This window comes from Bradyrhizobium sp. 153 (assembly GCF_023073835.1).
In the GTDB taxonomy this organism is placed as follows: domain Bacteria; phylum Pseudomonadota; class Alphaproteobacteria; order Rhizobiales; family Xanthobacteraceae; genus Bradyrhizobium.
Map to the genome: position 1 here is coordinate 1 of NZ_JADPKH010000069.1, position 22,206 is coordinate 22,206.

Genomic DNA, 22,206 nt, shown 5'->3' on the forward strand with positions numbered 1-22,206 from the left:
CGTTGTTCGGCTCCTGCTCGAACTTCACCAATTGATTGTCGACGGTGTCCAGGCTCTCGCTGGTCTCCGTCAAAAACTCCCGCAACAGATCATCCATGAAAAACAGGCCTTCATACAGGAAGGGCGCGCACGAGGCGTGATGCGCCATTTCGGAATGGGGCCAGCTTCACCGCAAAGCGTTTAATATTGGTTGAGTATGTGCAAAAGAACGGAACCAACAAAGAGATAAGGCGCTCCGGACAAGCCGAAGCGCCTCGTCAAGTTTGGATTAATATTCCGAGCGCGAAAAGGCGCGTTTACGAAGCGGTAACGGTGATGGCTTCGCCTTCCGGCGCGAGCTTCACGGTGAGCCCGCAGGCCTGCGCCAACAGCCGCGTATAATAAGGCTGGATCGCATGCGCATCCGCGGCAGGCCCGCGCTCGCCGCTCAGGAGCTCGGAGATGTTCTGCGGCAGGCGCGCATTATGTCCCGTCGCGGTGATGCGGAAGCTCATCGTCTCGCCCTCGCCGATCGGATCGATCGTCAGCATGCCGCCGCGCGGGATCGTGTGCTGGGCAACTACCAGCATATTGAGCAGCAGCTTGACGCGATTCTTCGGCAGCAGCAGCCGCGGCAGATTCCAGGTGATCGAGCACTTGCCGTCCTCGATGTGGCCGCGCGCCATGGTCTGGGCATCACCGAGATCGATCTGTGCGCCGGAGGAGCCGGCGGCGCCGAAGGCAAGGCGGCAGAACTGGAGCCGGGCCGAGGCCGTCTTGGCGCTCTTGCGAATGAGGTCGAGCGCGAACTCGCGGTCCTCGGGCTTCGGATCGTCGTCGAGCACTTCGAGCCCGTTGACGATGGCGCCGACGGGGCTGATGAGATCGTGGCAGACCCGCGAGCACAACAGCGCTGCGAGTTCGAGCATATCTGGAGCAGTAGCGGTCGCGGGCGACGAGGCGTCAGACATATAATGGGGTCCTGGAGGGTTCCTGGAATGCACGGCGTTGGAGCCGCGAATCACGCATGCTTGACGGATGCTGCGGGTTCTAACATTCGCATGGCCGCGGCAGCTAGCTTGCGATCGATGAGAGGTGGCCATAAAGCCCCAACCGAATCAATCGGGGCGAATCAGTCGAGGAGGACGAAATTGCCGATGAATGAGGCATCCAGGTGAAGCGGATCATCGACGGCGCGGCCGCAACCGGCCTGATGGAGCCGCTCACCGCACTGATGGTGAAGGCGGGCGAAGCGATCCTCGCCGTCAACCGTGCGGCGATGCGGGTCGAGGGCAAGCAGGACGGCTCGCCAGTCACCGAGGCCGACCTTGCCGCCGACCGCATCATTGCGGAGGGACTGGCGCAGCTTGCGGCCGACGTGCCGACCCTGTCGGAAGAACGGACCCAGTTCGCCTCGCCGCCGTTTCAGGGCAGCTTCTTCCTGATCGATCCGCTCGACGGCACCAAGGAATTCGTTGCCGGCCGCGACGAATTCACCGTCAACCTCGCCCTGGTGACTGAAGGCGTGCCGCTGCTCGGCATCGTCTCCGCGCCCGCGCTCGGCCTGCTCTGGCGCGGCGTCATCGGCCGCGGCGCCGAGCGCGTGAGCTTCGACGGCACGACCATCGGCGCGGCCGAGCCAATTCACACCCGCAAGTTTCCGGCGCAGGGCGCGCCCTGGATCGCGGCGGTGAGCCGCTCGCACGGCGATCTGAGGAGCGAGGCGTTCATCGATGCCAGACCCAATGCCGTCCGAAGGACGGTCGGCTCGGCCGTGAAATTCGGCCGGATCGCGGAAGGCAGCGCCGACATCTATCCCCGCTTCGGACCGACCTCGGAATGGGACGTCGGGGCCGGCGCGGCGGTGGTAACCGCGGCCGGCGGCAGGGTGACCGACGGCAAGGGAGGCGAGCTCCGCTTCGGCCAGCGCAGCGACAGCGGCTTCATCATCCCGGAGTTCATTGCCTGGGGCGACCCGCAGGCGGTAGATCGCTACTGACCGCCTGTTACTGGCCAAGCTTATCCTGGAGGGCGGGCCAGCGCTTGCCGACCTCATAGAGAAAGCGCTCCGGGTTGGTGACGAAGGCGTCGCGATTGGCTTCCCGGCTGAACAGATAGAGCCGCTGCGCCACGATCGCGAAGAAGCGGGGATTGCCGGCGACGACGACGCCGCGGGCGATATCGGCCGGATCATAGCCGCCGAATTGTGGCCCGTAGATCTCGGGATGGGACAGGAAGGAGGCTCGGTTGCCCTCGTTCCGGAAGCGCCAGACCGCGCCCCAGAGGTTCGCCTCGAACTGCGCCGTCCCTCGTACGGCCGCGCCATCGACGAAATAGGCGACGGGATCGAAGCCCTCGATGGCGACGCCGCTGAAGCGGTTGACGACGATCCGCTCGGTGGTGGCTGCCTCTGCAGGCAACCTCGGGCAGATGATCCAAATGCCCGCCAGCAGGCAGACGAGGCAAACGCGGCGGCCGATCAAGGCAATTCCGGGGCGCAAAGGGCTATCTTCCTGCCGTTGTGCCGTCATAGTTGCTGCGGATAACATCCGAGTCGAGGGGACATCCGGCGCAACCTAGAGCCGTGCCTGTTGGCGTCAGGTTAAGGAAGCGATCGGTTTCGGTACCAGGGGTTCTTTTATGACTTTCGCATCACGCCTTGCTGCGCTCGCGCTCGCCGCGATGATCGGCTGGATCGTGCCGGCCTCCGCCCAGCAGGCGCCCCCGCCCAACCTGCCGCCGCCGCAGCGCGCCCCGACGCCCAACACCTATGGGCCGGACGAGCTCGTGACCGCGGGCCACCGTTTCTTCGGCAACGTCTCGCGCGGGCTCGCCTCGATCATCGAGAAAGCGGTCAGCCAATGGGGTCTGCCGAACGGCTACATTCTGGGTGAGGAAGGTTCCGGCGCTTTCGTCGCCGGCCTGCGCTACGGCGAAGGCACGCTCTACACCAAGAACGCCGGCGATCTGCGCGTCTATTGGCAGGGCCCCTCGCTCGGCTTCGATTGGGGCGGCGACGGCGCCCGCACCATGACGCTGGTCTATAACCTGCCCGCCACCAACGCGATCTACCAGCGCTTCGCCGGCCTCGACGGCTCGGCCTATATCATCGGCGGCTTCGGCATGACGGCGCTCACCGCCAACAACATCGTGCTGGTGCCGATCCGGTCCGGCCTCGGCCTGCGGCTCGGAGCCAATATCGGCTATCTCAAATTCACGCCGAATGCGACCTGGAACCCGTTCTAGGTCTCTTCTCCCAACTGGGTACGGATCAAGGTTAACGACAGAGCGGGGCTGGCTTTTTGCCGGCGCCCCATGCCATTGTCGTTGGTAAATTTTTCCTTAGCTCTGGGAGTTCTGGCCCATGGTCGAACCGATCATGTACCTGGCGATCGGTTTCCTGCTCTCGATGCTGTGCGGGCTTGCCATCGTGCCGCTGGTGCACAACCGCGCGGTGCGCCTGACCACGCGCCGGCTCGAGGCCGCCACCCCGCTCTCGATGGCCGAGATCCAGGCCGACAAGGACCAGCTCCGCGCCGAATTCGCCATGTCGGCGCGGCGGCTCGAGATGAGCGTCGAGCAGCTCAAGAACAAGACCACGAGCCAGCTCGCCGAACTCGGCAAGAAGAGCGATGCCATCAACCGCATGAAGATCGAGTTAGGGGAGAAGAACGCCACGATCTTCGCACTGGAGGCGCGCGAGAAGGCGGTGAAGGAGCAGCTTCGCGCCACTGAGGAGGAGTTCAACGCCAAGACCGAGGCGCTGCGCGCCGCCGGGATTGCGCTGGCCGACAAGCAGGCCGAGCTTGCAAAGATCAACTCTGAACTGTCGGACCGCTCGATGATGGCGGAGAGCCGCCAGGTCGAGCTGGTCGCCGTGCGCGCGCAGATCGAGGAATTGAAGAACCGCGTCGGCGATGCCGAAAAGGAGTTTGCCGCGACGCAAGCGCGCCTCGCGCAAGAGCGGACCGAATCCGAGACCGCCTCGCGCGAACTCGCGGATGCCCGGGGCCGCGTCGAGAATCTGAGCCAGCGTGTCACCGAGCTCGATCGCCAGCTCATCGTGCAGGTCACGGAGGCCGAGATGCTGTCGAGCCGCGTCGCCGACCTCGAGGGGCGCCTTGCCACCCAAGGCAAGCTGCTCGCCGAGCGCGACTATGAGAACAACCAGCTGCGCCAGGCCAACGAGAGCAATGAGCGCATCATCAAGGAGCTGCGCGTCGAGATCGCCGCCTTGAGCGGCGGCAAGTCGTCGGCCCCGTTCGAAGCGCTGCGCGCGGAAAAGACCGCGCTGGAGGAGCAGCTCCGCAGCGCGCGTGACGAGCGCGCCAGACTCCAGCGCGACATCAACGCGATCCAGCAGCAGGCGGAAAGCTCCTGGGCGACCGAGCGGATGGAGAACGCGCTGCTGCGCGAGCGCATCAACGACATCGCCGCCGAGGTCGCCAAGCTGGCGATGCAGCTCGAAGGCCCGAACTCGCCGATCGAGGCGCTGCTCGCGGCCGACGCCAGCCAGGCCGCCAAGCCGGCGCCGCGCCCGGCCAACGATGCTGCCACCAACGGCGCGGCCACGGCCACCCTGCCCGAGGGCGGTGGAACGCTCGCCGAGCGCATCCGCGCCCTCCAGGCCCACGCCTCCCGCGCCCGCCAGCAGGGCGCCTAACCGGGCCGAAACCCGGCCTACCAGCGAATGGCATGGCTTGCGATAGGTTTTCCGGCCCTACGGCGCCTGGAAACTTGACACCTTCGGCCCGCACTTCTAAATCGCGGGCTCCAATGTGCCGGCCGGCCGCAAGTCCGGCCGCCTGCATGATGGTCCCGGGCGCATAGCTCAGCGGGAGAGCGTTCCCTTCACACGGGAGAGGTCCAAGGTTCGATCCCTTGTGCGCCCACCATTAATGCCTTGGAATCAGCCACTTAGCGACGCGGTTCTCCGAGTATGTGCCCCAAAAAAGCTGGGGCACAACAAGGGCACGAAGCGAGCAATGATGGCGCGACGGCCTCGGAGCGGCTCGGCTGCTCATCGTGCGACCGTCCGATGTTCTCGCCACCCAACCGATGTAGGCGACCTCGTTTGTCTCGATGCGCTCTTGTCTGCGACGTTCCTGCACTGTTTCTCTCTGCCTTTAGTGCTTCTCAGGCGGTGAGCGATCACTCTGCCGAGCAGCAGGACTTCGGCTGCGCGCCTAAAGAAAATCCCGCCAGCCACATAGGGCTGACGGGTTCTCGTTTGCCAGTGCGTATCCGCGGTACTCGTCACCCATCCGCGATGGCGCATCGTGCAGCCATAACGGTTGACGTTGGATTACCGCTCACGATCTTAGCGGCTTCGTTCGACGTCGTCCGTAAGACCGATGGCGACGGCAGACAAGTTGAAAGTATACACTTTCCGCCCCTCAAAAACCTCACCGAGCGGCGACGCAGGCCGCCGCGTAGTAGCTCGAAGCTCTTCAGAATCATGGACAGTCTCTGATTTGCGTTTGGGTTCTGCGAGCGCACGCAGCTGGCTGACCTCATCGGCCCGGATCTTCACTCGGGGGTCCCGGTGCCAGACATCTCGAATGCGGTTTTCGGACCAACTATCGAGCCTGCGGCTTAATCTGCGAAGCACAGCCTTCAGCGACTCGCCGGCATCGCTCGCCGGCCAACTTTCGCAGAAGGTCTGCGGCCTCGAGCAGAAGATGAAGCCAAGCCGGGCGCGACTGGCCCAGCTGATCGCTCGCCGCAGAAATGTCCGGGCCATAAAGGTCCTCGTCGAGGCGGACTGCACTGGCGGAGGTGCTCAATGCCGACGCGACCAGGCACGAAACACCATGTGCCCATTTCGATTTTAAAAATGTGATCCTCAACAGAGCGAGGACGTGGTGGCGAGCTTCAGGCGGATCGGCAGTCCGTCTGGATGGGGAAGCGTGTGGGCGCTCGACTGGATGAGGATTGTCTCCAATTGGAGACAAAATTACCGAGGGGATCGTCAGCCATACCGCGATCACCGGCATCCTAAGTACCTCGCAGATTATCGATTCCTAGTAGCTCGGTCGGAGAGCAAGCTACTGCGTGTCGTGGGCATGGAAACGAAGAACCCGATTCGCTGCGGGGCGTTTTTGCCCGCCCGCCTCCGATGTGCACGCCACCGGGATTTTACTTCCGCAACTATCTAATAACTATGAAGAATCCCGCCCGTCTTTGACCGCGAGTGTTGCAAGCCGGCTACAGCAACGTAGAGGCGAACGACGTACTCTTAATCGGGCACGGAGCCAAACGCATCCGATTCATTGAACTCGTATTTCTGGGGAGACACTCGCATGAAAAGGCTTTTAGCGGCTGCAGCCGGAACACTAACTCTGGGGCTGGTCGCTCCCGCCAGTGCGGCGGATCTGGCCGCGCGGCCATATACGAAGGCGCCTCCGATGATTGCTGCTGTTTACGACTGGAGCGGCTCTTACATCGGCATCAACGGCGGCGGCGGTTCAAGCCACAAGTGCTGGGATTTTGTGGATGCAGCCGGCATTTTCGGTGTCCCAGGCGCTCTGGTCGGCGAGGGTTGCCACAATGCTGTCGGGGGCACGGTCGGTGGTCAGATTGGCTATCGCTGGCAGTCGGCAAATTGGGTGTTCGGTTTCGAAGGCCAAGGCAACTGGGCTGACTTCAGAGGCGACAACACGAGCTTGGCGTTTGGCACTGATCGCAATCGCTCTCGCATCGACTCTTTTGGTCTGATTACCGGGCAGGTCGGTTACGCATGGAACAATGTTTTGTTCTACGTCAAGGGCGGCGCCGCGGTCGTCGGCGACAAGTATGATGTGTTTGATATTCCGACTGGCGCGCTCTTGTCGTCGGCGCGTGAAACCCGTTGGGGTGGCACCGTTGGCGCGGGCCTCGAGTATGGCTTTGCTCCGAACTGGTCGGTTGGCATCGAGTACAACCACATCTTCCTGGGCGATCGCACGATCGACTTCACCACGCCGGCTGGAGCCTTCGCAGGTAGCGACCGCATCCGCCAAGACGTTGACATGGGCTTGGTCCGCCTGAACTACAAGTTCGGCGGTCCGACGATCGCGAGGTACTGAGCAGCTTCATAAAAGAACAGGGGCCGGCTCTTAGAGCCGGCCATCTTCTTTGGAAGGCTCGAATGACAAAGACCTTCAGGCCAAACGTCCCTTCGCAGCTCGCCGTTGAGCTCAACGAGGCACTCGCTTCGGGTGAACCTCACACAATTTGCGGAGTATCGGGCAGGCACTCAGACAATTCAACATTTCAGAACTCTCAAAAAAAAACTGGACTGCAGCGTACAAGCATCTATCGCGCGTTCGGCGACCAACGGCTTCCGAATTTTTCAACAATTCTCAGTGTGCTCACCGCCATGGGCTTGCAGATCAAACTAGTTCCACGCACTGGCGGCAAGGGAGCGTCTAGGACATGATCAGGGCTCTCCAAAACAAGTTCAATCTCGACTGACGCGAGCCCGTTTCGGGAGAGCAAAAGCCCCGCCGGTTCGCGCTAGCGGGCCTGTGTGCTAGCAACTTGGCGTGCCGCGCGGATCGTGCGGAACGTCGCGGCACCGGCCGCAGGAGCTGTCATAAGGTAGCACCTGCGGCCTACATATCCGCGGGGGCTCGGACGCCGCCGCACCTGATGGAAGCCCGTTGTTCTCGTTTTGCGGAATGTTCTCATGCTGCCTCGGGTACTGGCCTGTTTCCGAGCACGGTGGCCTAGTTTGAAAATCACAGTGGCCTGATTTGAGGAACCGGCCCGGAACTTTCGCGTTTGAATTGCCGGTTACGTCATGGAGGAAGGCCATGGGAGCGCGCCGCCGATTTAGCCAGTCTTCGCCCTTGGAAGAACGACTTGCCGAAGAAGCGAAAAGCCTACGCGAGCAAGCCAAGAAGCTCCCGCATGGACCGCAGCGGGAAGCCTTACTGCGTAGAGCCCGACAAAACGAGGTTGGCGCTCACATGACCGAATGGCTTATGTCGCCCGGCTTGCAGCCGCCGGAGTAAAGCGTAAGATTCAGGTGATTTGCGAAACCAAATGGGGGGCAGCGTGACGGCGCCAGACCTCGTTTTCATAATCACCATGGTTGGATTGGGCGCTCTATCCACGGTCCTCGCGTATATGCTGGTGCTGAGCCTCTAAGGCGCCCGTAAATCTCCGAAATGGACAGAGAGTAACGCCGCCTCAGTTGGCGGGCCTGTTCTGCGGGTGCAGGTTCGCGCTGGCGGGCCTATCACCTCGTGCTCAAAGGTGACGCCCTCGGGATCGTTCTCATCGAGCCATGCCTGCGCAACCTCTTCGGTCGCGAAGACCTTCAGAACCTCGCCCTGATCGTAAATCCAAACGGTCATAATTCGCGCTCCGGGACGTCCGCTCTTGGTCTTGGATGCACGCGCGCGTCAACCAGGACCTCCGTGATGGCGTCGCGGAGGCTGTCCCGATCAAGGATCTGGATTTCAATGGTGGTTGCCGCGTCGCGCTCGCGCGTGAGATAGTCGGCCAGCGCCTTCATGGTGTCGTCGTAGCTCTGCTCGATCTGCTCGGCGGGGTGAGGCGAGCCATCTTCACGATCCTCCCGCGCTGGACTTCTTCTCCTCTTGCCGCTTCCATTTTTGGAGATAGCCCATGCGCGATCTGGCACTGAACCGAAGAAGGCACTTCTCAGGGTTTGAGAATCGGCGATAGCGCCTATCGCGGAGATCTCGCAGGAAATCGCAAAGGCTGGCTCGCGCGAAGCACGACGGAAGTCGGCAGTGACGGCTCCGGAATAGGGGACGTGGAAAAGGTTTGCGACCGGATCGTGAACTGACAGAAACCGCTGAGTCTGACGGGACGATTTAAGCCGCTTTATGATCCGCTCGCGTCGCGGGGTCGGCGGGTGAGAATTCTCAGCGCGGTGGTTGAGAGCTTTGTGGTGGCGATGGTCGATCGGTGTGAAAGCCCATCTCGCCCTTGGGTTGGTACGTGATCATGACGCGCGGCGGCGTGGCGCCGAATTTCAAGGCCTTCTTGAATAAGCCGCTGCGCAGCGCGCGAGTCTCTTCGGCGCTGGATTAAGACCTCGAGAACGAGCCCTTTCTGGTCAACAGCGCGCCAGAGCCAATGTTGTTCGGCCGCGTCGAGATAGCGATTTCGTTCAGATGCCATTTGTCGCCGCGCGCGGAGCGCGCTGGCGGATCCAAAAGGAGAACGCCTTGCCGAATTGGTTCCCCGCTGGCGCACGGTTTAATAGGTCACGACAATGCCGCGCGCCGCCAGCATTTCCTCGACAATGCGCGAGCTTAAGGAAACGGGAAATACATCCAAACGGCATAGCAGATCACTTCCGGTGGGAAACCATGACGGCGAGAAAGAACCCCGGGAGGTTGGCATGCCGCTCGTCTGCCCGCTCGGCCGCTCCAATTCGTTAATTTGACCGTGCCTTCTGCCCTCAACCCTCGGCTGCTCCGTCCTGTCAACGCCATGCAGCTGAAGCACTACACTCTTCACGTATTCAAACCGATGCGAACAATTGTTTTCGCGGCGTCTCCTTTCTTTGAGGTCAGCGACGACTCCTCATCTTGCCCCCGGAGTAGCGGAAAGGGCCGTCCACCCCAGCACGAGAGCCCGGTGCGGCTGGCCCGCACGCGTTTGGCCCTTTACACCGCATTTTGGTGCTCCGGGCCGGGAAGCCCAATCGTTGTGGGGCGCTAAGCACGGCGCCGCAGACACTTACCGAAGCGATCGGCGATGGGATCTCGAACACAAATGCGCAAAACTGCTTCATTCACGATCTGAAGCATAGCCGGGTCTTAGGCTATTCGGACCCGGCCATCGCAAGCGCGGCGACAAGCGCCGCGATGCTGTTTTTCAAGCGAAAGGAAGTCGGGGTCTCCACGCTCGCGATCGAATTTCAGTCGGACCCCGTTGTCGATCTGTTCGAGGAGCCCGCGCCGGCTTCGAGTTCATCGAGGATTTCCTCTCGGTGGCGGTCTGCTTGATGGTGTCACCACAGCGACGCTCTGGCGCGAGACACTCAGGTAACTACATCCTGAGGCGCGCGAACTGCATCGACGCGTGCTCCGCCTCGGGAAGGGAGTAGCCTGAGGCGATGCTCAACAACGACTTACAGAACGCAGGCGTGAGCTTGCCGCGGTGGATCACGACGTTCTCGTGCCCCGTGGCGGCTTGAGCGCTCTGCCATTGCCGATTGTAGCCGCGCTGTTCATGGGACTTCACGTGGCAAGCGGCGAAGTCGGCGACGCCCAGCGTGGCCAACTGCGAGGCACGTACCGGCAGCTTGGTATGGATGTGCACCCACATCGGATTTGGCGTCCTACCACTGCGCAGCGCCTTGGGCTGCAGCTTGATCTCGAACAGCGTCGCTGGCTCGATCTTCAAGGCTTGGGGTGAATACACAGACGCAAGTTCTTCGGCCGCCCGCAACTGTTCAAGGTACTTCTGCGACGGAAACGCATAGGTCTTCATGCAATCGATCGTGATCGCCGCCTTTTGCGCGTTCACTGAGTTTGCCTGTCCCTGAACCTCGGACAACATCGCCTTAAGCCGGACTATTTTGTTGTGCACTTCGGTCATTTGCGCAGGCTTGAGTAGGCCACGTCGGCGGGGCTCCTCCAGCGCGGCTACACAGGTCTTAATCTCGATGGCCTGCGTCTGCAGGCGCTTAAGGACGAGATCCACGACGTGGTCGGCGTCCTCAGGCTTCATCTGGCGCGCTTGCGAGACGGCGCTTTGCTGAGCCGGCAGATCGAACTGCAGCAGCTCGTCCAATCGCTTGAGTAATCCCGTCAGTGCGTTCCTGGAGGGCGGAGCCTCCCACATCGCCAGGTGCCCGGTCGCCGATGATGACGCCCTCGCGCGTGCCTCCTCCGCACTCGCGAGTTTCTTCGTACCCAGATCCGAGAGTACGATAACCTTGGCCGTAGAGGCCGTGGCAGCGTCGGGCCTGGCGAGCTGCGGCTCGCGCAGCCTGGCCGTTGAACTCCCCTCGCCTGCGGCCGGTGCGCGCTTGCCTTTCCCCTTCCTGCGCGCCGCGTGGTTCTCAGCCGCTAAGTCGCTCTTTTCCGATATCGCAGTCTGGGCAGGCGGCTCCACTTGCCTCTTTGGCTGCACTGCCAAAAGTCGCGTGACTTGATGCGCGGTGACCCATGCACCTTCCATGATCTGGTCCAACTGATCCAATAGAAGGTCGGCATCCGTTCCAGCATCCCTTAGCCTGGCACCGATGCGTTCCACCCCTGAGGCCAATTCCGAATGCCGTTCCATGACTCCTTCCAGAACGGTGCAGTGCTCTGCGTCGAGTGGCTCTCCGTCCTCGTTCAGAACGGCTTTGTACGTCGAGAGGAATGCCGGAAAAGCATCCTGGATATAGGTCCCGAGCAGACGCACCCGCCCGTTCTCATCCATGAGGGCGTCCCTCACGGTTGGTTCAAACGTGCTCGCCTGAGACTCAATCAGAAGCTTCGCGAGCTTAATCCGCGCTTCCAGATACAAGCACCCATCATAAAGTGCCGAGCCGGTATGCAGGCGTTGTGCGGCTTGGTTGGCCTTCCGCATCTCGGGCGTCGTGCTTGGCAAGTTGGCAGTGGTCTCGCAGACGGACTGCATCCGTTCCGAGCGTAACAGCTTCTTTCCCCACCACTCGATGACAGGCACATGGTCCTTCACCATACTGGAAGCCACTCGGCTCAACTGGTCGGGGGTAGCGTTGGATTCGAGAATCTGCTGGAAGACCTTTTCCGATTTCTTTCTGCGCTTTTCCAAGGCGTCGATAATCGCCCCGCCCACAAGCTTGCCTTGATGCCCCGCATCGAGCACGGCATAGCAGTATCGACGGGCCTTAGCGTCGGACAGAATGCTCCGCGCCACGGCCGGGCGCACGCTCGCGTAGTACTCCAGAACTGCCGAGCCTGCTTTGACGAACCGATCGGCCAGCTCTAGCGCCTCCTCCGAGTTCTGGGCTTGCATGCCCGCATTACCGCAAGCGGCAAGTTCCTCACGCAGGCGGCCCATGTGTCGCCTTGCTGCGTTGATTTCTTCCTCTGACGAGGAAATGGAGACTGCCACACCGGAAGTTGGCTGGCTGGCGACCGGCGCCGTGTCTCCACCCTCCGACACTGAGGTAAAGCCGCGCCGCCGCGCAGTGACTGCACGTGGCGCAGCGGCTGCACGTGCCGCAGCGCCTAGGATTCGATCTGGGCCGACGGAGGGGCCGGAAGACCTGTCGCCAAGGGCATCGTCGGCACCGCGCGCCGTGCTAGCGGAGGGCGTCCCTCTATCTTGGGGCCCAGAGCGCATCCGCTCCACAACGGAATCGAACGATTGACTGCCTTCCCCAGGGGCTAGACTTGAGTGCGAGCGTGAACTGCTCGATCCGGCTCCAGCATCTCCAGTGCGCGATCTTCCAGATCGGCCAATGCCCGTCATATTCCATCTCCAATCAAGTCGAGAATGCGCAGCCTGTCTGGATAGACAGGCTGGCTGACGAGTAGCTGACGAAGGGCGTTTTTCCGGTTGCACAGGAAACCCACACCGCCGTGGATCGTGGTCGAGTAGCTCGGCCATTTGGCGTTGCCCTCACAGATCCGGGCAGACGGCTTTGGCGAGTAGGCCGGCGGAATCTCACCGCCGGCCTCTCAAGGATCCCAGCGTGAGACTCTCGCGTCACTAGGCTCCCATCAGGCGAACGAGCCGCGTATGCCGATCTTCCATTGTGCGAACAACCCGGGACGTTCGCGAGATAGTCGTTCGAGAACGCGGCCGGTCTTGGCCTTGCGACCCCATAAAGCGTTTGAACTTCCGCATCATCCAAGCCTCGATTGTCTGATTGACGTATCGAAGGATTGACCCAGAGGCGCCGGCCTGAATCGACCGTAATACACAATCCCCCGGCAGGAGGGGATTGAGCTGCCGAGCGATGTCAGCCATTGACACATGGGTCCGTTTTCGGAGGTTAAATCCCGGATTGCCGCCCGCATAAACTTCAGCGCCGAAGCGCTGAGCCGAGGCAGAAAACTGCAAAACACCGAGGCGTTTTGTGAGTTCTTTGCCCGTCGCGGCCGGAAGCAGTAGCCGAGGAAGTCAAACTTGACGTTCGAAACCGGGCATATGTCACGCGCGAGGAGCACGATCCGGCGCGAGCGCTTCCTTCAAGTTCACTTCTGAACCGGCCCCTGCAATAGCGAAATACCAGTCCGCCCCAGCCCGCTCTCATCATTCCGAATCGTCTTGTCCCCCAGCCAATCTTCGAACAGCGCGCTCCAGGTAATACGAGGGATCATCGTCACACGAATCCGTCTCGCAGCTCTCTTGACATCGCTATCCTCGACTTTGGAAAGATACTTTGTAGGCCTGACTACTCGGTGCCACTGGTCGTTCTCGTTCTTCGTCCACACTTTGGGATGCTGTTGAGGATCAAGCACCCAGTTATTGCGACCCACGTGAACAAAATCCATTTCCGCTAGACGGGGTTCCATACCTCCTACGCCAGGACGTGATAAGACCACCGGATGATCACCGTCCATTCGCAGTTCATGCTCCAGCAGGATATCGCCCGCGTTCTCGGCGAGCGGATAAGTAACGCGTAGATCTACCACGGACGTGATATCGTTACGCCCGAACTGTTGGCGAAAATGGTCTCCCCCTGATCCTGACCGAGCCTCCGGCTCCTAAAAGCCCTATAGTTTCGTCACCCAACCTGATATCTGAAAAATCGCGCGTGCTTACCCGGATCATCGTAAGTACTGGAATAGCCTCCACCCACCGACAGTTGCAGCCCGCTCGGCTTTCTCCGAACAAAATCCGAGTACTCCTGCGGGTTACTGGCGATGTGCATGATTTCACTGGACAAGAATCTCTTCACTTTGCGCATGAAAGATTCTCAGTCGACGATCTTGATAATGGGCGGATTGGAACGCAGGGAGTATGGCGTCGCGCCCGCCGACGACGACCCACCTCGCTCCAGGCCGGCAACCGCTTCCGCAAAACGGAGCCACCGATTCTGCCATACATCAGATCGCTCCCGATCGGCAAAATGCACGCGATTGAGTCGTGCCGCGACAAGCTTTGCCGAGGAGGATATACAACCTAGCTGACCACAACCTGACCAAAGCATCTGTCCGCACTCCGATGCGACTGCCAAGCACTCTGCGGAAGACTTATTGGCCGTCAAGCTCTCTAGGATCGGGGCGCTTCGGCTCAGACGGAACAACTTGCTGACGCGCGGTCGTGCACCATGCGAATTCCGGAGCAAGTCGCCCACCGATTCCGAGATGATGCACCATTCTGATCAGACGTAGAATGACAACAACTTTTTTTCCCGCGTCCGGATGGAGCAGAACCGACATTGCTTGGCGAGTGACCATCACGTGGGTTTGCTAGCCCAGAAGAGTCGGCGCCCAATGTGAGCCTTGCAGGAAGACGCCGCCATGCAAATCACCAAAATTATCGCTCGCCCCACCAGAATTGCCAGCGACAGATTGCGTTCGGTCATCAGGGCATCAGGTGCGACTAGGAGACTGAGACACAGACCTCAGACGTGTTGTCACTATCCAGGATGCGAATGCAATCCATCCAAAGAATTGATTTCACACTTCATGTGCTGCCGGGTAGGGAAAGCGCCGTGCATCACGCAACATGGTAGGTTTGCTGTCGGTAAAGCTGCGATGAGTACGTGATCATGGACGCCGCGATCGGATTGTAGGCACGGTTTTGCCCGGTGCGGCCAACTTCATGTCACCCCCCGTCTTTGGATTGTGCGGCCGTTGAGCAGTTCATTCCACAGCGTCTCGGTGATTTTATAAAAGTTAGAAAAAGGAAGGCGCGGCAGGACGGCCTCGTTATGGCGTTCTCCAGCTGAGCGTAGCCGCGCTTGGCCATCACTGTCGCTCCAGTGATCGGAGCACGAAGGAGACTCACCTTCCAGGCCGAATGAGGAAGTTCGTTGCTCAAGCACGGAACGTCTGCGGGCGTGTGAGGCTTTGCAAATTGAGGGCCGCGATGCAAATTGCCTATCATCGCTGCTCCCCATCAAACCTGCGGCCGTGCGGCTGCGCTCGCCATCGGGAGCATCGATCGTGATGAGGAGATTTAGATCCAGACCATGGAACGGCATTGTCACTGCTCCGCCATGTGAATGCATCGGTCCAAACCATCGATTTCACCAATCAATGTGTTCTCGGCAATCATCTCGAACTCAGGATGTCGGCGACAACTACCGGGATTGTTCCGGCGCTGAGCGGGGTGCTGCCCGCCTATCGATGCATTTGATTGATTGCCGCCTATGTCCCGGTGGCGAGAGCACATTCGACGTCACCAAGATGCATGCGCGCCACGTGAGACAGTGAACAACGCCAGTCGAGCTTACAATGGAATCCCGATCCAGTATGCGATTCGCCAGCACCGCTGCTCTTCGTCTATTCCGGATTCCAACGCTTACGCGGAGGCCGGACTGTTCAATTCCGCGCATGCTCGAACCTGACGTGGTGGGTGTCTTGGCGTGACTTAATAGGAGGTCGCGGAATGCGAACGCTACTCGTTGATCATGAGACAGACCCAGCGCGCGTTGTACAAGAAGCACTCTCCGATTGCGGTTTTGCCGTTGACGTAGCGTGCACCCTGGACGAGGCGGCCGCCGCTTTTTGTTGCGCCAGCTATGACATTCTCTTGCTCGAGTTGGTTCTACCGGATGGGGACGGCTTGGATTGGCTGAAGCAGTTGAGACGTGACGGACATTCGATGCCTGCCGTGATGATGAGTAACTTCAACGAGCTCGGTAGGCGCATAGCGCTATTTAATGGCGGTGCGGACGACTTCCTGCCCAAGCCCGTATCTACTGATGAACTCATCGCACGGATGCGCGCTACTCTGCGCCGATCAACGCAAATGACGGCCCCCATCGTTACCTTTGGCAATCTGCGATTCGATTCGATCGGTCGGCAAGCGTCGGTCAATGGTCGACCGCTGAAGATTGCCCGCCGCGAGGTGTGCATTCTCGAACATCTGCTCAGCCGCGCCGGCCGCACCGTGGCTCGCGCGTCATTGCAGGATAGCCTCTATGCATTTGACGACGAGGTCTCCACCAATGCGCTTGAGGTCGGAATCTATCGTTTGCGCGGTCATTTGAGTCAGTCCGGTGCGTCGCTACGGATCAAAACCGCGCGCGGGATCGGCTACGTCCTTGAATTGAAATGCGCGGCATCGACCGCGCAGCCAATCGAACTTGAAAGAAAAGACCATCTTGAGCATCATTCTTGACAAGCATGCCGGCGTCACTCGAAGATCGATCGCCGCCAACGGCCTTTCGTCCACCTTTCTTCCTTGTCTTTCGCAGCTTTTGTGCGTAATCGTCCTGCTATTCCCGGCTGCTGCCGTAGCTCAGATCAAGCGGGATGATGGAGGTGGGCCGCAGCGTACGGCTGCCGACGGCATTAGCGGAACGCTGACCCTTTCCTCTTCGCTGGGTAAGACGATTCATCTGCCAGCGCCAGCTGCGAGCATCTTTATCGCAGATCCTACGGTCGCGGACTATCAGGCACCTTCGAACAAGACCATCTTCGTTTTCGGCAAAAAATCCGGGCGGACCACCTTGTTCGCACTGAACGAGGGCGGGGAGGCCCTCGCTGAACTGCGTGTTGTCGTCACGCAGCCGATCGAGGATCTGCGCGCCACGCTGAAAGCCCAGGTCGGCGACTATCCCATCCAGGTAAGCTACACCCCGCGCGGGGCCATCCTTAGCGGTACGGCGCCCAATGCGGAGATCGTCGACATAGCGATGAAAGTGACCGAGCAGTTTCTTGGGTCTGGTGCGCTCGTCGTCAACAAGATTCAGGTGGCGGGGTCATTGCAGGTGAATCTGAGCGTGCGGGTGGCGGAGGTCTCCCGGAGCGCTATGAAGGAGCTCGGCGTCAACCTCTCCGCTTCCGGTCAAGCTGGCCCTTTCACTCTCGGCTTGGTCAGTGGCAGTGGTGGTGGATACGGCGCGCCGCAGGGCGGCGGTACGGCGAAGATAGGAGTCAACACTGGCCATGTGAACGTCAGCGCTATGCTCGATGCACTGGCTCACGAGCGCCTCGCTTCCGTACTTGCTGAACCGAACCTCACCGCAATGTCAGGCGAATCCGCCAGCTTCCTCGCCGGCGGCGAATTTCCCATTCCGGTGTTGCAGGACAATCGGCAGGTCTCTGTCGAGTTCCGTCACTTCGGCGTCAGCCTGGAGTTTGTACCGACCGTTCTCAGTAACAATCAGATCAATATCCGCGTGAAGCCTGAAGTCAGCGAACTATCGTCACAAGGTGCTGTCAACATCAACGGCATCTCCGTGCCGGCTCTCTCCACCCGGCGTGCGAACACGGTTGTCGAGCTCGCCAGCGGCCAAAGCTTTGCAATTGGTGGGCTTATCCGGCGCAACTTCAGCACTGAGATCACGACTTTCCCCTGGCTCGGCGACGTTCCGATACTTGGTGCGCTATTTCGCTCATCGTCATTTCAACAGGATGAGACGGAACTCGTGATCATCGTCACGCCTTACGTCGTGCGGCCAAGATCGAACTCGAAGCAGATGAGTGCGCCCACCGACCGCATCGCTCCGCCCTCAGACCTCGCGCGCAGTCTGACGAACACATTGGCAACGCGCTCGCCTGTTCGCAGTGCTCCCCCGATAAGCGTACCAGGCGCGACAAGGGGCACCGGCCACATCATCGAATGAGGATCGACCAATGAGATTACGATTCGTGCGCCCCCTCATCGGTCTGACGGCCAGTCTAGGTGGCTGCGCTAGCACCGCGCCGACTTACCTCGAGCCGACCGCGCAAGCGATCCTGGTTGAACAGGAGAAGAACGTCTTACTGTTACAGACCCTTGGAGGGCCCGAACGGCAGCGTCTGCGTTATTTCATAGCAAGTACCGGTCGCGGTCGGTATGACGCGCTGCATCTTGATATCGTCGGCTCACGTCGGCTCGGGGCGCAGATAGCAGCTGAGGCCCGCGCAATGGGCGTCGACGCTCTCAACATCCGCCTGTACAGTCCATTCATCGATAGGCGTGATGGCTCTGCCGCCCGAATCGAGGCGATTACGTACGAGGCGCGCCCTCCCGTTTGTCCGTCGATTGCGATCGTCGGCCCTTCAGTGAACGACAATTCTTTCGATCCGACGCTTGGCTGCTCGATCCGCAACAACTTGGCCGGCATGGTCAACGATCCGCGCGACTTGATTGACAATCAGGCCGTTGTGCCGAGTGATGGCAATCGTGCGGCCATTCCCGTTGCCACATACAAAACCTTCGCGACCGGCAATAACAGCAATTTGGGTATAGCTAACAACAAGCTGCCATCAGATCCCACGTCTGCCGGCACCCAGACCGTGCAGCCGTCTCGATAGCGAGAACATCAGTCGTTCGATGCGACCTCATTCACAACACGAACTAGACTTGGCCGGCGGCAAAGAGTGCTTTTGCGACAGCCTCGAAATACTGGACAGGAATGGAATTGCCAAGGCTAGCGTTGCAGATTAGCTCACGGACCAGGACGTGATCATCGACGATACTGAGACGAAGGCGCCTCGCTTCATCAAAGAGCCGTGAAGCCGCCTCCCCATCGCCGCGGCAAACCAGGACCGGGACGCCCGTTTCGCCACGGATGTAGCGTACCCCGACCAGCAGCTCGCGCCCAGTCAAGATCAATGTCGCGCGACGCACGCCGAGTGGAGACTCGCTCGCCTGCTCCCGCCGAAGGCGTCGGTGTTCGCGTTTCACCTCCGGACTGCCTTGCTGCTCCTTGTCCTCGCGCTTCATATCGCTCTTAGTCATGCGCATGCCGCGCAAAAACAACCAGCGTTGGACGAGGAGGTCGACCAATCCGCCGATCAGAAATGCACCACTTGCAATCCCGATCAACAGTTTCACCTGAATGAACACGAACTCGAAGCAGCCCGTGCCGCAAACCGGCAGATAGACCAGTGTCTTCCACGCGCCGACAACGACGAGGAGAAAGATCGCGCCGAGGCAGAAGACCTTGAACAAGGTCTTGCCAAGCTCGATGAGGGAACGCAAAGAGGCGATGCGCTTCAGTCCGTTGATGGGATCAATGTTCTCGAATTTCGGCGTCATCGGCTCCGAGGAGAACACTAATCCACCATTGGCCAGGACCGTCGTCAGAATTGCGCAGGTGACCATACTCCCAAGAAGCGGGCCAACAATTCTCAGTGCAAGTTCGGGCAAGACGCCGAGCGCAAGATCGACCGCAATATTGAACGGCTTATCAAGCAGCTTGTCAGTCAGCATGAGCGCTTCACGACCTTTGTCGTAGATGGAACTCGCTTCTATCCAGAGATAGCCGAGACCGGCGCAAGCGCTGAGGGCCCTGACTAGATCCGTGCTATGCGGAACCATGCCTTTCTTGCGCGAATCGCTTAGCTTCTTTTCAGTGGGGGCGAGCGTTTTCTCTTCGCTCGTGTCGCTCACTTCAGTTTCCTTTCAAGCCTCTCCAGCGCTCGGCTCGACTGTATGATTTCGGATTGCATGTATTCGATGAGATAGATCGTATAAGTGACCATGACGATCGCAAAGCCTATATTCTTGATCGTCAACGATAGGTCCCGCGGGTTGAATTGCGGCGCAAAGCGCCCGAGCAGGAGCGCGGATATGTCGGCCAGCAAGAGGAACGCTACCACAGGTCCAGAGACCAGGACGGCGGTACGTATGATGCTGTCGAGCACGCCCCACAACTCCAGTGTCCCTTGCATGCTCAGCGTGGGTCCAAGCTGATAAGCCGGCCAAACCAGATAGCTGCCGTAAAGCCCGCTGATCATGGTTTGCAGCCCCCCCGTGACGACGAAGATCGTGATCGCGGTGGTACCGATAAGCAGTCCCGTCGCCGAAGCCTGACTGCGTGTCGCGGGATCGGCGGGAGTGACTACGCTGCTGATGCCCCGTTGCGTGTCGATGAACTCGCCGACGGCCTGAAGACTCCAGAGGGGAATACTGAGCAGGGCGCCGATCAGCAGGCCGACACACGTCTCCTTAAGACCGAGTAGCGGGATCTTGAGCAGACGGGTGTCCGGATCTAGCTCCTTCAGGCCATCGGCGATGTGCGCCAAGTATGGTAGTTCGAGTGCAACGGCCAGGCAACCGCGGATCAGGCCGCCGATCTGCGGACGCGTGAATACCGGAAGCACCAGCATAATGCCCACGGGGCGGGCCGCACCAAGGCTGGCAGCAACGACGAGTTCGATGGTTGCCTGGATCAGGCTTTGCGTGTTGGTGGTTGACAGATCATACATGACGGGCGGCTGCTAGTAGCCCGTCGTGAGCGCGGGAAAATCAGTGAAGATCTGCTTGGCTTGTTCGATGAGCGGGGCGCTCAGCACCGGAGCAAACAAACCTATAATCCCAACAATAACCAAAAGCTTCACAGTCAGTGGCAATGTCTGATCCTGGATCTGCGTTGCCGCCTGGATGATGCCGATGACGGTTTCGGCGACCGCCGCTGCAATGAGCGGCGGCAGAACCCAGGTCATGAAAAGCACCAGTGATCGGCTCATATAAGGGAGAATAGTGGCCTCATCCATGCTCACCCTCCAGGTGTTGTATAGCTCAGCACTAGCCCGTGCATAAGCCGCGACCAGCCGTCAATCGCCACGAATAGGAACAGCTTGAAAGGAACTGAGATCACTGTCGGAGACACCATTGACATGCCCATGGCCATCAGAATGGTCGTTACGATCAGATCGATAGTGATAAACGGAAGGTATAGCAAAAACCCGATTTCGAAGGCACGCTTGAGTTCTGAGATTAGAAAAGATGGGACGAGAATGACAAAATCATCGGCTGTGGCTCTGCCGCGCATCTCTTCCGGCCAGACACGTTCGGTCGAGGACAGGAAGAAGTCTCGCTGTTCTTCATTGGTGAAGTTCTTGAGATAGGCTCGCAGCGGCTCCTGCCCCTCTTTCGCAGCGGCTACCCAATCCTCGAGCGTTTGATAGCGGAGCTGCAGATCGGCGACTCGATTGTAGCTCTGCTCAAAGACGGGGGCGCTCGTGAAAGCGGTGAGCATCAATGCCGCGCCGTATAGAACGATGTTCGGTGGAATCGACTGGGTCCCAAGCGCATTGCGAACGAGGAAGAGAACGACAGATACCTTTACGAACGCCGTGGTCGTGACGACAGCGAAGACCAACAAGCCGAGCGCGGCCGTGACCGCAAGAAGCGGCAGTATTGCTGGTTCAATGTTAGTCATTGCCCGCTAACCCGCCACGCAGTCTAACGCCGAGCTCGTCCCCAATACGTACTATGTCGCCACTCCCGATACGTACGCCGTTTGCAAGGATATCGACCGGGCCATCGACCGGCCGGCCAAGTTCGAATACATATCCTTTGCTGATGCTTCTCAAGGCTCCCAGCGTGATGGGCCAGCGGCCGCATTCAAAGACAAGCGAAATCTCAATATCGTCGAGATCGGCTTCCGAAGGCGGCTGCTGTGAACCGGGTAGTGTCGTCATATGCGCATACTCCAGAGGGCGCGGCCGCAAGCGAAACGGTCCGTGCAGGATCAGGTGGTTGCCAGTGACATCTGCCGCGGTCCATAACCGGCCCGCAGTGAGGATGATCTGACCGCGGGCGAATGGCATTACATCCGGCAACAAAGCGTCGCCCTTACGCGTTTTGCGAAGAAGCGAGGCTGACGCCCGGAGGGAGCCGACCTCTCCTGCAACTGTAACGGGTAACTGTGCGGGGACCTCACACAACTGTCGCGGCAATTGGCCGAGCAGCTTGCCTAAGGCGCGGAACGCCGGCGGTATCGGTCCGTCAAGAGGCGAGAAAAGAAATAGGCGACCTTTGCCCCTGACCGGACCGTAGATGATGTCGAGTTCGATATAAGGCCCGTTCTTCTCGGCCTTTCCAACATGAAGGAGTCGCAGTTGCTGCTCTGTCTCAGTCTCCAGGTGCGCGAGCAACGGTTCAAGTGCAAGTTCGAGAACCAGCGAACGACTTGGCTCGGAAAGTAAAGCTAGGCCACTCTGTACTGTCGAGATCAAGGCCTCGGCAAGCGCATGCGGTATCGACAACACGAGCTCATCATCGCCGAGGCCCCAAACGCAATCGAGCATCGACAGAGCCGGAGGTTCCTCCTGCCACACAAGTCGTTCCAGTCGCACCGACAGCGGCTTGTCGCAAAGGTTACTCCGCAAAGAGGCGGAGGGCCGCACGTTTCTGTTGAGCCACGTTACGAGACTCTGCGTT

The 22,206-nt window shown here is 60.0% G+C and carries 20 protein-coding genes, 1 tRNA gene and 1 pseudogene; 9 read left to right on the forward strand and 13 right to left on the reverse strand.

Features of this window, described 5'->3' with window-relative positions; genetic code table 11:
- Positions 1–296: 296 nt before the first annotated feature.
- Positions 297–950 (reverse strand): histidine phosphotransferase family protein, encoded by a 654-nt coding sequence (locus IVA91_RS15295; RefSeq protein ID WP_247275789.1) that lies wholly within the window; start codon positions 948–950, stop codon positions 297–299.
- A 203-nt stretch (positions 951–1,153) separates the two neighbouring features.
- On the opposite strand from IVA91_RS15295, the gene IVA91_RS15300 reads away from it, so the two are divergent.
- Positions 1,154–1,978 carry a 3'(2'),5'-bisphosphate nucleotidase CysQ gene (locus IVA91_RS15300; RefSeq protein ID WP_247275790.1) on the forward strand — a complete coding sequence of 275 codons (825 nt, stop codon included), beginning with the start codon at positions 1,154–1,156 and terminating at the stop codon, positions 1,976–1,978.
- Between the two features lie 7 nt (positions 1,979–1,985).
- Here the strand turns inward: IVA91_RS15300 and IVA91_RS15305 are convergent, their stop codons facing one another.
- Positions 1,986–2,480, reverse strand: a complete 495-nt coding sequence (locus IVA91_RS15305; RefSeq protein ID WP_247275791.1) for a YHS domain-containing (seleno)protein — start codon at positions 2,478–2,480, stop codon at positions 1,986–1,988.
- A 139-nt stretch (positions 2,481–2,619) separates the two neighbouring features.
- On the opposite strand from IVA91_RS15305, the gene IVA91_RS15310 reads away from it, so the two are divergent.
- The 5 genes from IVA91_RS15310 (at position 2,620) to IVA91_RS15330 (ending at position 7,399) form a co-directional block, all read left to right on the forward strand.
- Complete coding sequence (locus IVA91_RS15310; RefSeq protein WP_247275792.1) at positions 2,620–3,225, forward strand: DUF1134 domain-containing protein; 606 nt, start codon at positions 2,620–2,622, stop codon at positions 3,223–3,225.
- Positions 3,226–3,343: 118 nt separating this feature from the next.
- Positions 3,344–4,642 (forward strand): hypothetical protein, encoded by a 1,299-nt coding sequence (locus IVA91_RS15315; protein WP_247275793.1) that lies wholly within the window; start codon positions 3,344–3,346, stop codon positions 4,640–4,642.
- Between the two features lie 157 nt (positions 4,643–4,799).
- Positions 4,800–4,874, forward strand: a tRNA-Val gene (locus IVA91_RS15320).
- A 1,407-nt stretch (positions 4,875–6,281) separates the two neighbouring features.
- Complete coding sequence (locus IVA91_RS15325; protein WP_247458912.1) at positions 6,282–7,046, forward strand: outer membrane beta-barrel protein; 765 nt, start codon at positions 6,282–6,284, stop codon at positions 7,044–7,046.
- Between the two features lie 62 nt (positions 7,047–7,108).
- Positions 7,109–7,399 (forward strand): putative addiction module antidote protein, encoded by a 291-nt coding sequence (locus IVA91_RS15330; protein ID WP_247458913.1) that lies wholly within the window; start codon positions 7,109–7,111, stop codon positions 7,397–7,399.
- Between the two features lie 709 nt (positions 7,400–8,108).
- On the opposite strand, the gene IVA91_RS15340 is transcribed toward IVA91_RS15330, so the two are convergent.
- From IVA91_RS15340 to IVA91_RS15365, 6 genes and pseudogenes are all read right to left on the reverse strand, one after another.
- Positions 8,109–8,321, reverse strand: a complete 213-nt coding sequence (locus IVA91_RS15340) for a hypothetical protein (protein ID WP_247458914.1) — start codon at positions 8,319–8,321, stop codon at positions 8,109–8,111.
- Positions 8,318–8,482 carry a hypothetical protein gene (locus tag IVA91_RS15345; RefSeq protein WP_247418597.1) on the reverse strand — a complete coding sequence of 55 codons (165 nt, stop codon included), beginning with the start codon at positions 8,480–8,482 and terminating at the stop codon, positions 8,318–8,320. Before IVA91_RS15345 ends, IVA91_RS15340 begins: the two co-directional genes overlap by 4 nt.
- Before the next feature lie 120 nt (positions 8,483–8,602).
- A pseudogene (locus IVA91_RS15350) lies at positions 8,603–9,272 on the reverse strand (DDE-type integrase/transposase/recombinase); the annotation flags it as partial.
- A 721-nt stretch (positions 9,273–9,993) separates the two neighbouring features.
- Positions 9,994–12,396, reverse strand: a complete 2,403-nt coding sequence (locus tag IVA91_RS15355; protein ID WP_247458915.1) for a hypothetical protein — start codon at positions 12,394–12,396, stop codon at positions 9,994–9,996.
- A 728-nt stretch (positions 12,397–13,124) separates the two neighbouring features.
- Positions 13,125–13,565 carry a hypothetical protein gene (locus IVA91_RS15360; RefSeq protein ID WP_247458916.1) on the reverse strand — a complete coding sequence of 147 codons (441 nt, stop codon included), beginning with the start codon at positions 13,563–13,565 and terminating at the stop codon, positions 13,125–13,127.
- Between the two features lie 1,133 nt (positions 13,566–14,698).
- Positions 14,699–15,082 carry a hypothetical protein gene (locus IVA91_RS15365; RefSeq protein WP_247275797.1) on the reverse strand — a complete coding sequence of 128 codons (384 nt, stop codon included), beginning with the start codon at positions 15,080–15,082 and terminating at the stop codon, positions 14,699–14,701.
- Between the two features lie 407 nt (positions 15,083–15,489).
- On the opposite strand from IVA91_RS15365, the gene IVA91_RS15370 reads away from it, so the two are divergent.
- Genes IVA91_RS15370 through IVA91_RS15380 form a run of 3 tightly spaced genes read left to right on the forward strand, consistent with a single transcriptional unit; the run spans position 15,490 to position 18,347 of the window.
- On the forward strand, positions 15,490–16,224 hold the full coding sequence (locus IVA91_RS15370; protein WP_247302568.1) for a response regulator transcription factor: 735 nt from the start codon (positions 15,490–15,492) through the stop codon (positions 16,222–16,224).
- A 28-nt stretch (positions 16,225–16,252) separates the two neighbouring features.
- The gene (locus IVA91_RS15375; RefSeq protein WP_247275824.1) at positions 16,253–17,674 is read left to right on the forward strand and encodes a type II and III secretion system protein family protein; all 1,422 of its coding nucleotides are present in this window, start codon (positions 16,253–16,255) and stop codon (positions 17,672–17,674) included.
- Between the two features lie 10 nt (positions 17,675–17,684).
- Positions 17,685–18,347 carry a CpaD family pilus assembly lipoprotein gene (locus tag IVA91_RS15380; RefSeq protein WP_247418588.1) on the forward strand — a complete coding sequence of 221 codons (663 nt, stop codon included), beginning with the start codon at positions 17,685–17,687 and terminating at the stop codon, positions 18,345–18,347.
- Positions 18,348–18,390: 43 nt separating this feature from the next.
- Here IVA91_RS15380 and IVA91_RS15385 read toward each other — a convergent pair whose 3' ends face one another.
- Genes IVA91_RS15385 through sctQ form a run of 5 tightly spaced genes read right to left on the reverse strand, consistent with a single transcriptional unit; the run spans position 18,391 to position 22,073 of the window.
- The gene (locus IVA91_RS15385; RefSeq protein ID WP_247418587.1) at positions 18,391–19,428 is read right to left on the reverse strand and encodes an EscU/YscU/HrcU family type III secretion system export apparatus switch protein; all 1,038 of its coding nucleotides are present in this window, start codon (positions 19,426–19,428) and stop codon (positions 18,391–18,393) included.
- Positions 19,425–20,246, reverse strand: a complete 822-nt coding sequence (sctT, locus tag IVA91_RS15390) for a type III secretion system export apparatus subunit SctT (protein WP_247418580.1) — start codon at positions 20,244–20,246, stop codon at positions 19,425–19,427. Before sctT ends, IVA91_RS15385 begins: the two co-directional genes overlap by 4 nt.
- A 12-nt stretch (positions 20,247–20,258) precedes the next feature.
- Positions 20,259–20,534 carry an EscS/YscS/HrcS family type III secretion system export apparatus protein gene (locus tag IVA91_RS15395; RefSeq protein WP_247275802.1) on the reverse strand — a complete coding sequence of 92 codons (276 nt, stop codon included), beginning with the start codon at positions 20,532–20,534 and terminating at the stop codon, positions 20,259–20,261.
- Between the two features lie 2 nt (positions 20,535–20,536).
- Positions 20,537–21,202 (reverse strand): type III secretion system export apparatus subunit SctR, encoded by a 666-nt coding sequence (sctR, locus tag IVA91_RS15400; RefSeq protein WP_247418578.1) that lies wholly within the window; start codon positions 21,200–21,202, stop codon positions 20,537–20,539.
- The gene (sctQ, locus tag IVA91_RS15405; protein ID WP_346015491.1) at positions 21,195–22,073 is read right to left on the reverse strand and encodes a type III secretion system cytoplasmic ring protein SctQ; all 879 of its coding nucleotides are present in this window, start codon (positions 22,071–22,073) and stop codon (positions 21,195–21,197) included. Before sctQ ends, sctR begins: the two co-directional genes overlap by 8 nt.
- Positions 22,074–22,206 lie beyond the last annotated feature (133 nt).

Excerpts from the sequence above, each read along its gene's own strand:
- sctQ (WP_346015491.1), bottom strand. The coding sequence starts at position 22,073 with ATGCTCGATTGCGTTTGGGGCCTCGGCGATGATGAGCTCGTGTTGTCG.
- IVA91_RS15395 (WP_247275802.1), bottom strand. The coding sequence starts at position 20,534 with ATGGATGAGGCCACTATTCTCCCTTATATGAGCCGATCACTGGTGCTT.
- IVA91_RS15380 (WP_247418588.1), top strand. The coding sequence starts at position 17,685 with ATGAGATTACGATTCGTGCGCCCCCTCATCGGTCTGACGGCCAGTCTA.
- sctR (WP_247418578.1), bottom strand. The coding sequence starts at position 21,202 with ATGACTAACATTGAACCAGCAATACTGCCGCTTCTTGCGGTCACGGCC.
- IVA91_RS15355 (WP_247458915.1), bottom strand. The coding sequence starts at position 12,396 with ATGACGGGCATTGGCCGATCTGGAAGATCGCGCACTGGAGATGCTGGA.
- IVA91_RS15370 (WP_247302568.1), top strand. The coding sequence starts at position 15,490 with ATGCGAACGCTACTCGTTGATCATGAGACAGACCCAGCGCGCGTTGTA.
- IVA91_RS15315 (WP_247275793.1), top strand. The coding sequence starts at position 3,344 with ATGGTCGAACCGATCATGTACCTGGCGATCGGTTTCCTGCTCTCGATG.
- IVA91_RS15295 (WP_247275789.1), bottom strand. The coding sequence starts at position 950 with ATGTCTGACGCCTCGTCGCCCGCGACCGCTACTGCTCCAGATATGCTC.
- IVA91_RS15310 (WP_247275792.1), top strand. The coding sequence starts at position 2,620 with ATGACTTTCGCATCACGCCTTGCTGCGCTCGCGCTCGCCGCGATGATC.
- IVA91_RS15330 (WP_247458913.1), top strand. The coding sequence starts at position 7,109 with ATGACAAAGACCTTCAGGCCAAACGTCCCTTCGCAGCTCGCCGTTGAG.
- IVA91_RS15340 (WP_247458914.1), bottom strand. The coding sequence starts at position 8,321 with ATGACCGTTTGGATTTACGATCAGGGCGAGGTTCTGAAGGTCTTCGCG.
- IVA91_RS15325 (WP_247458912.1), top strand. The coding sequence starts at position 6,282 with ATGAAAAGGCTTTTAGCGGCTGCAGCCGGAACACTAACTCTGGGGCTG.
- sctT (WP_247418580.1), bottom strand. The coding sequence starts at position 20,246 with ATGTATGATCTGTCAACCACCAACACGCAAAGCCTGATCCAGGCAACC.
- IVA91_RS15365 (WP_247275797.1), bottom strand. The coding sequence starts at position 15,082 with ATGCCGTTCCATGGTCTGGATCTAAATCTCCTCATCACGATCGATGCT.
- IVA91_RS15345 (WP_247418597.1), bottom strand. The coding sequence starts at position 8,482 with ATGAAGGCGCTGGCCGACTATCTCACGCGCGAGCGCGACGCGGCAACC.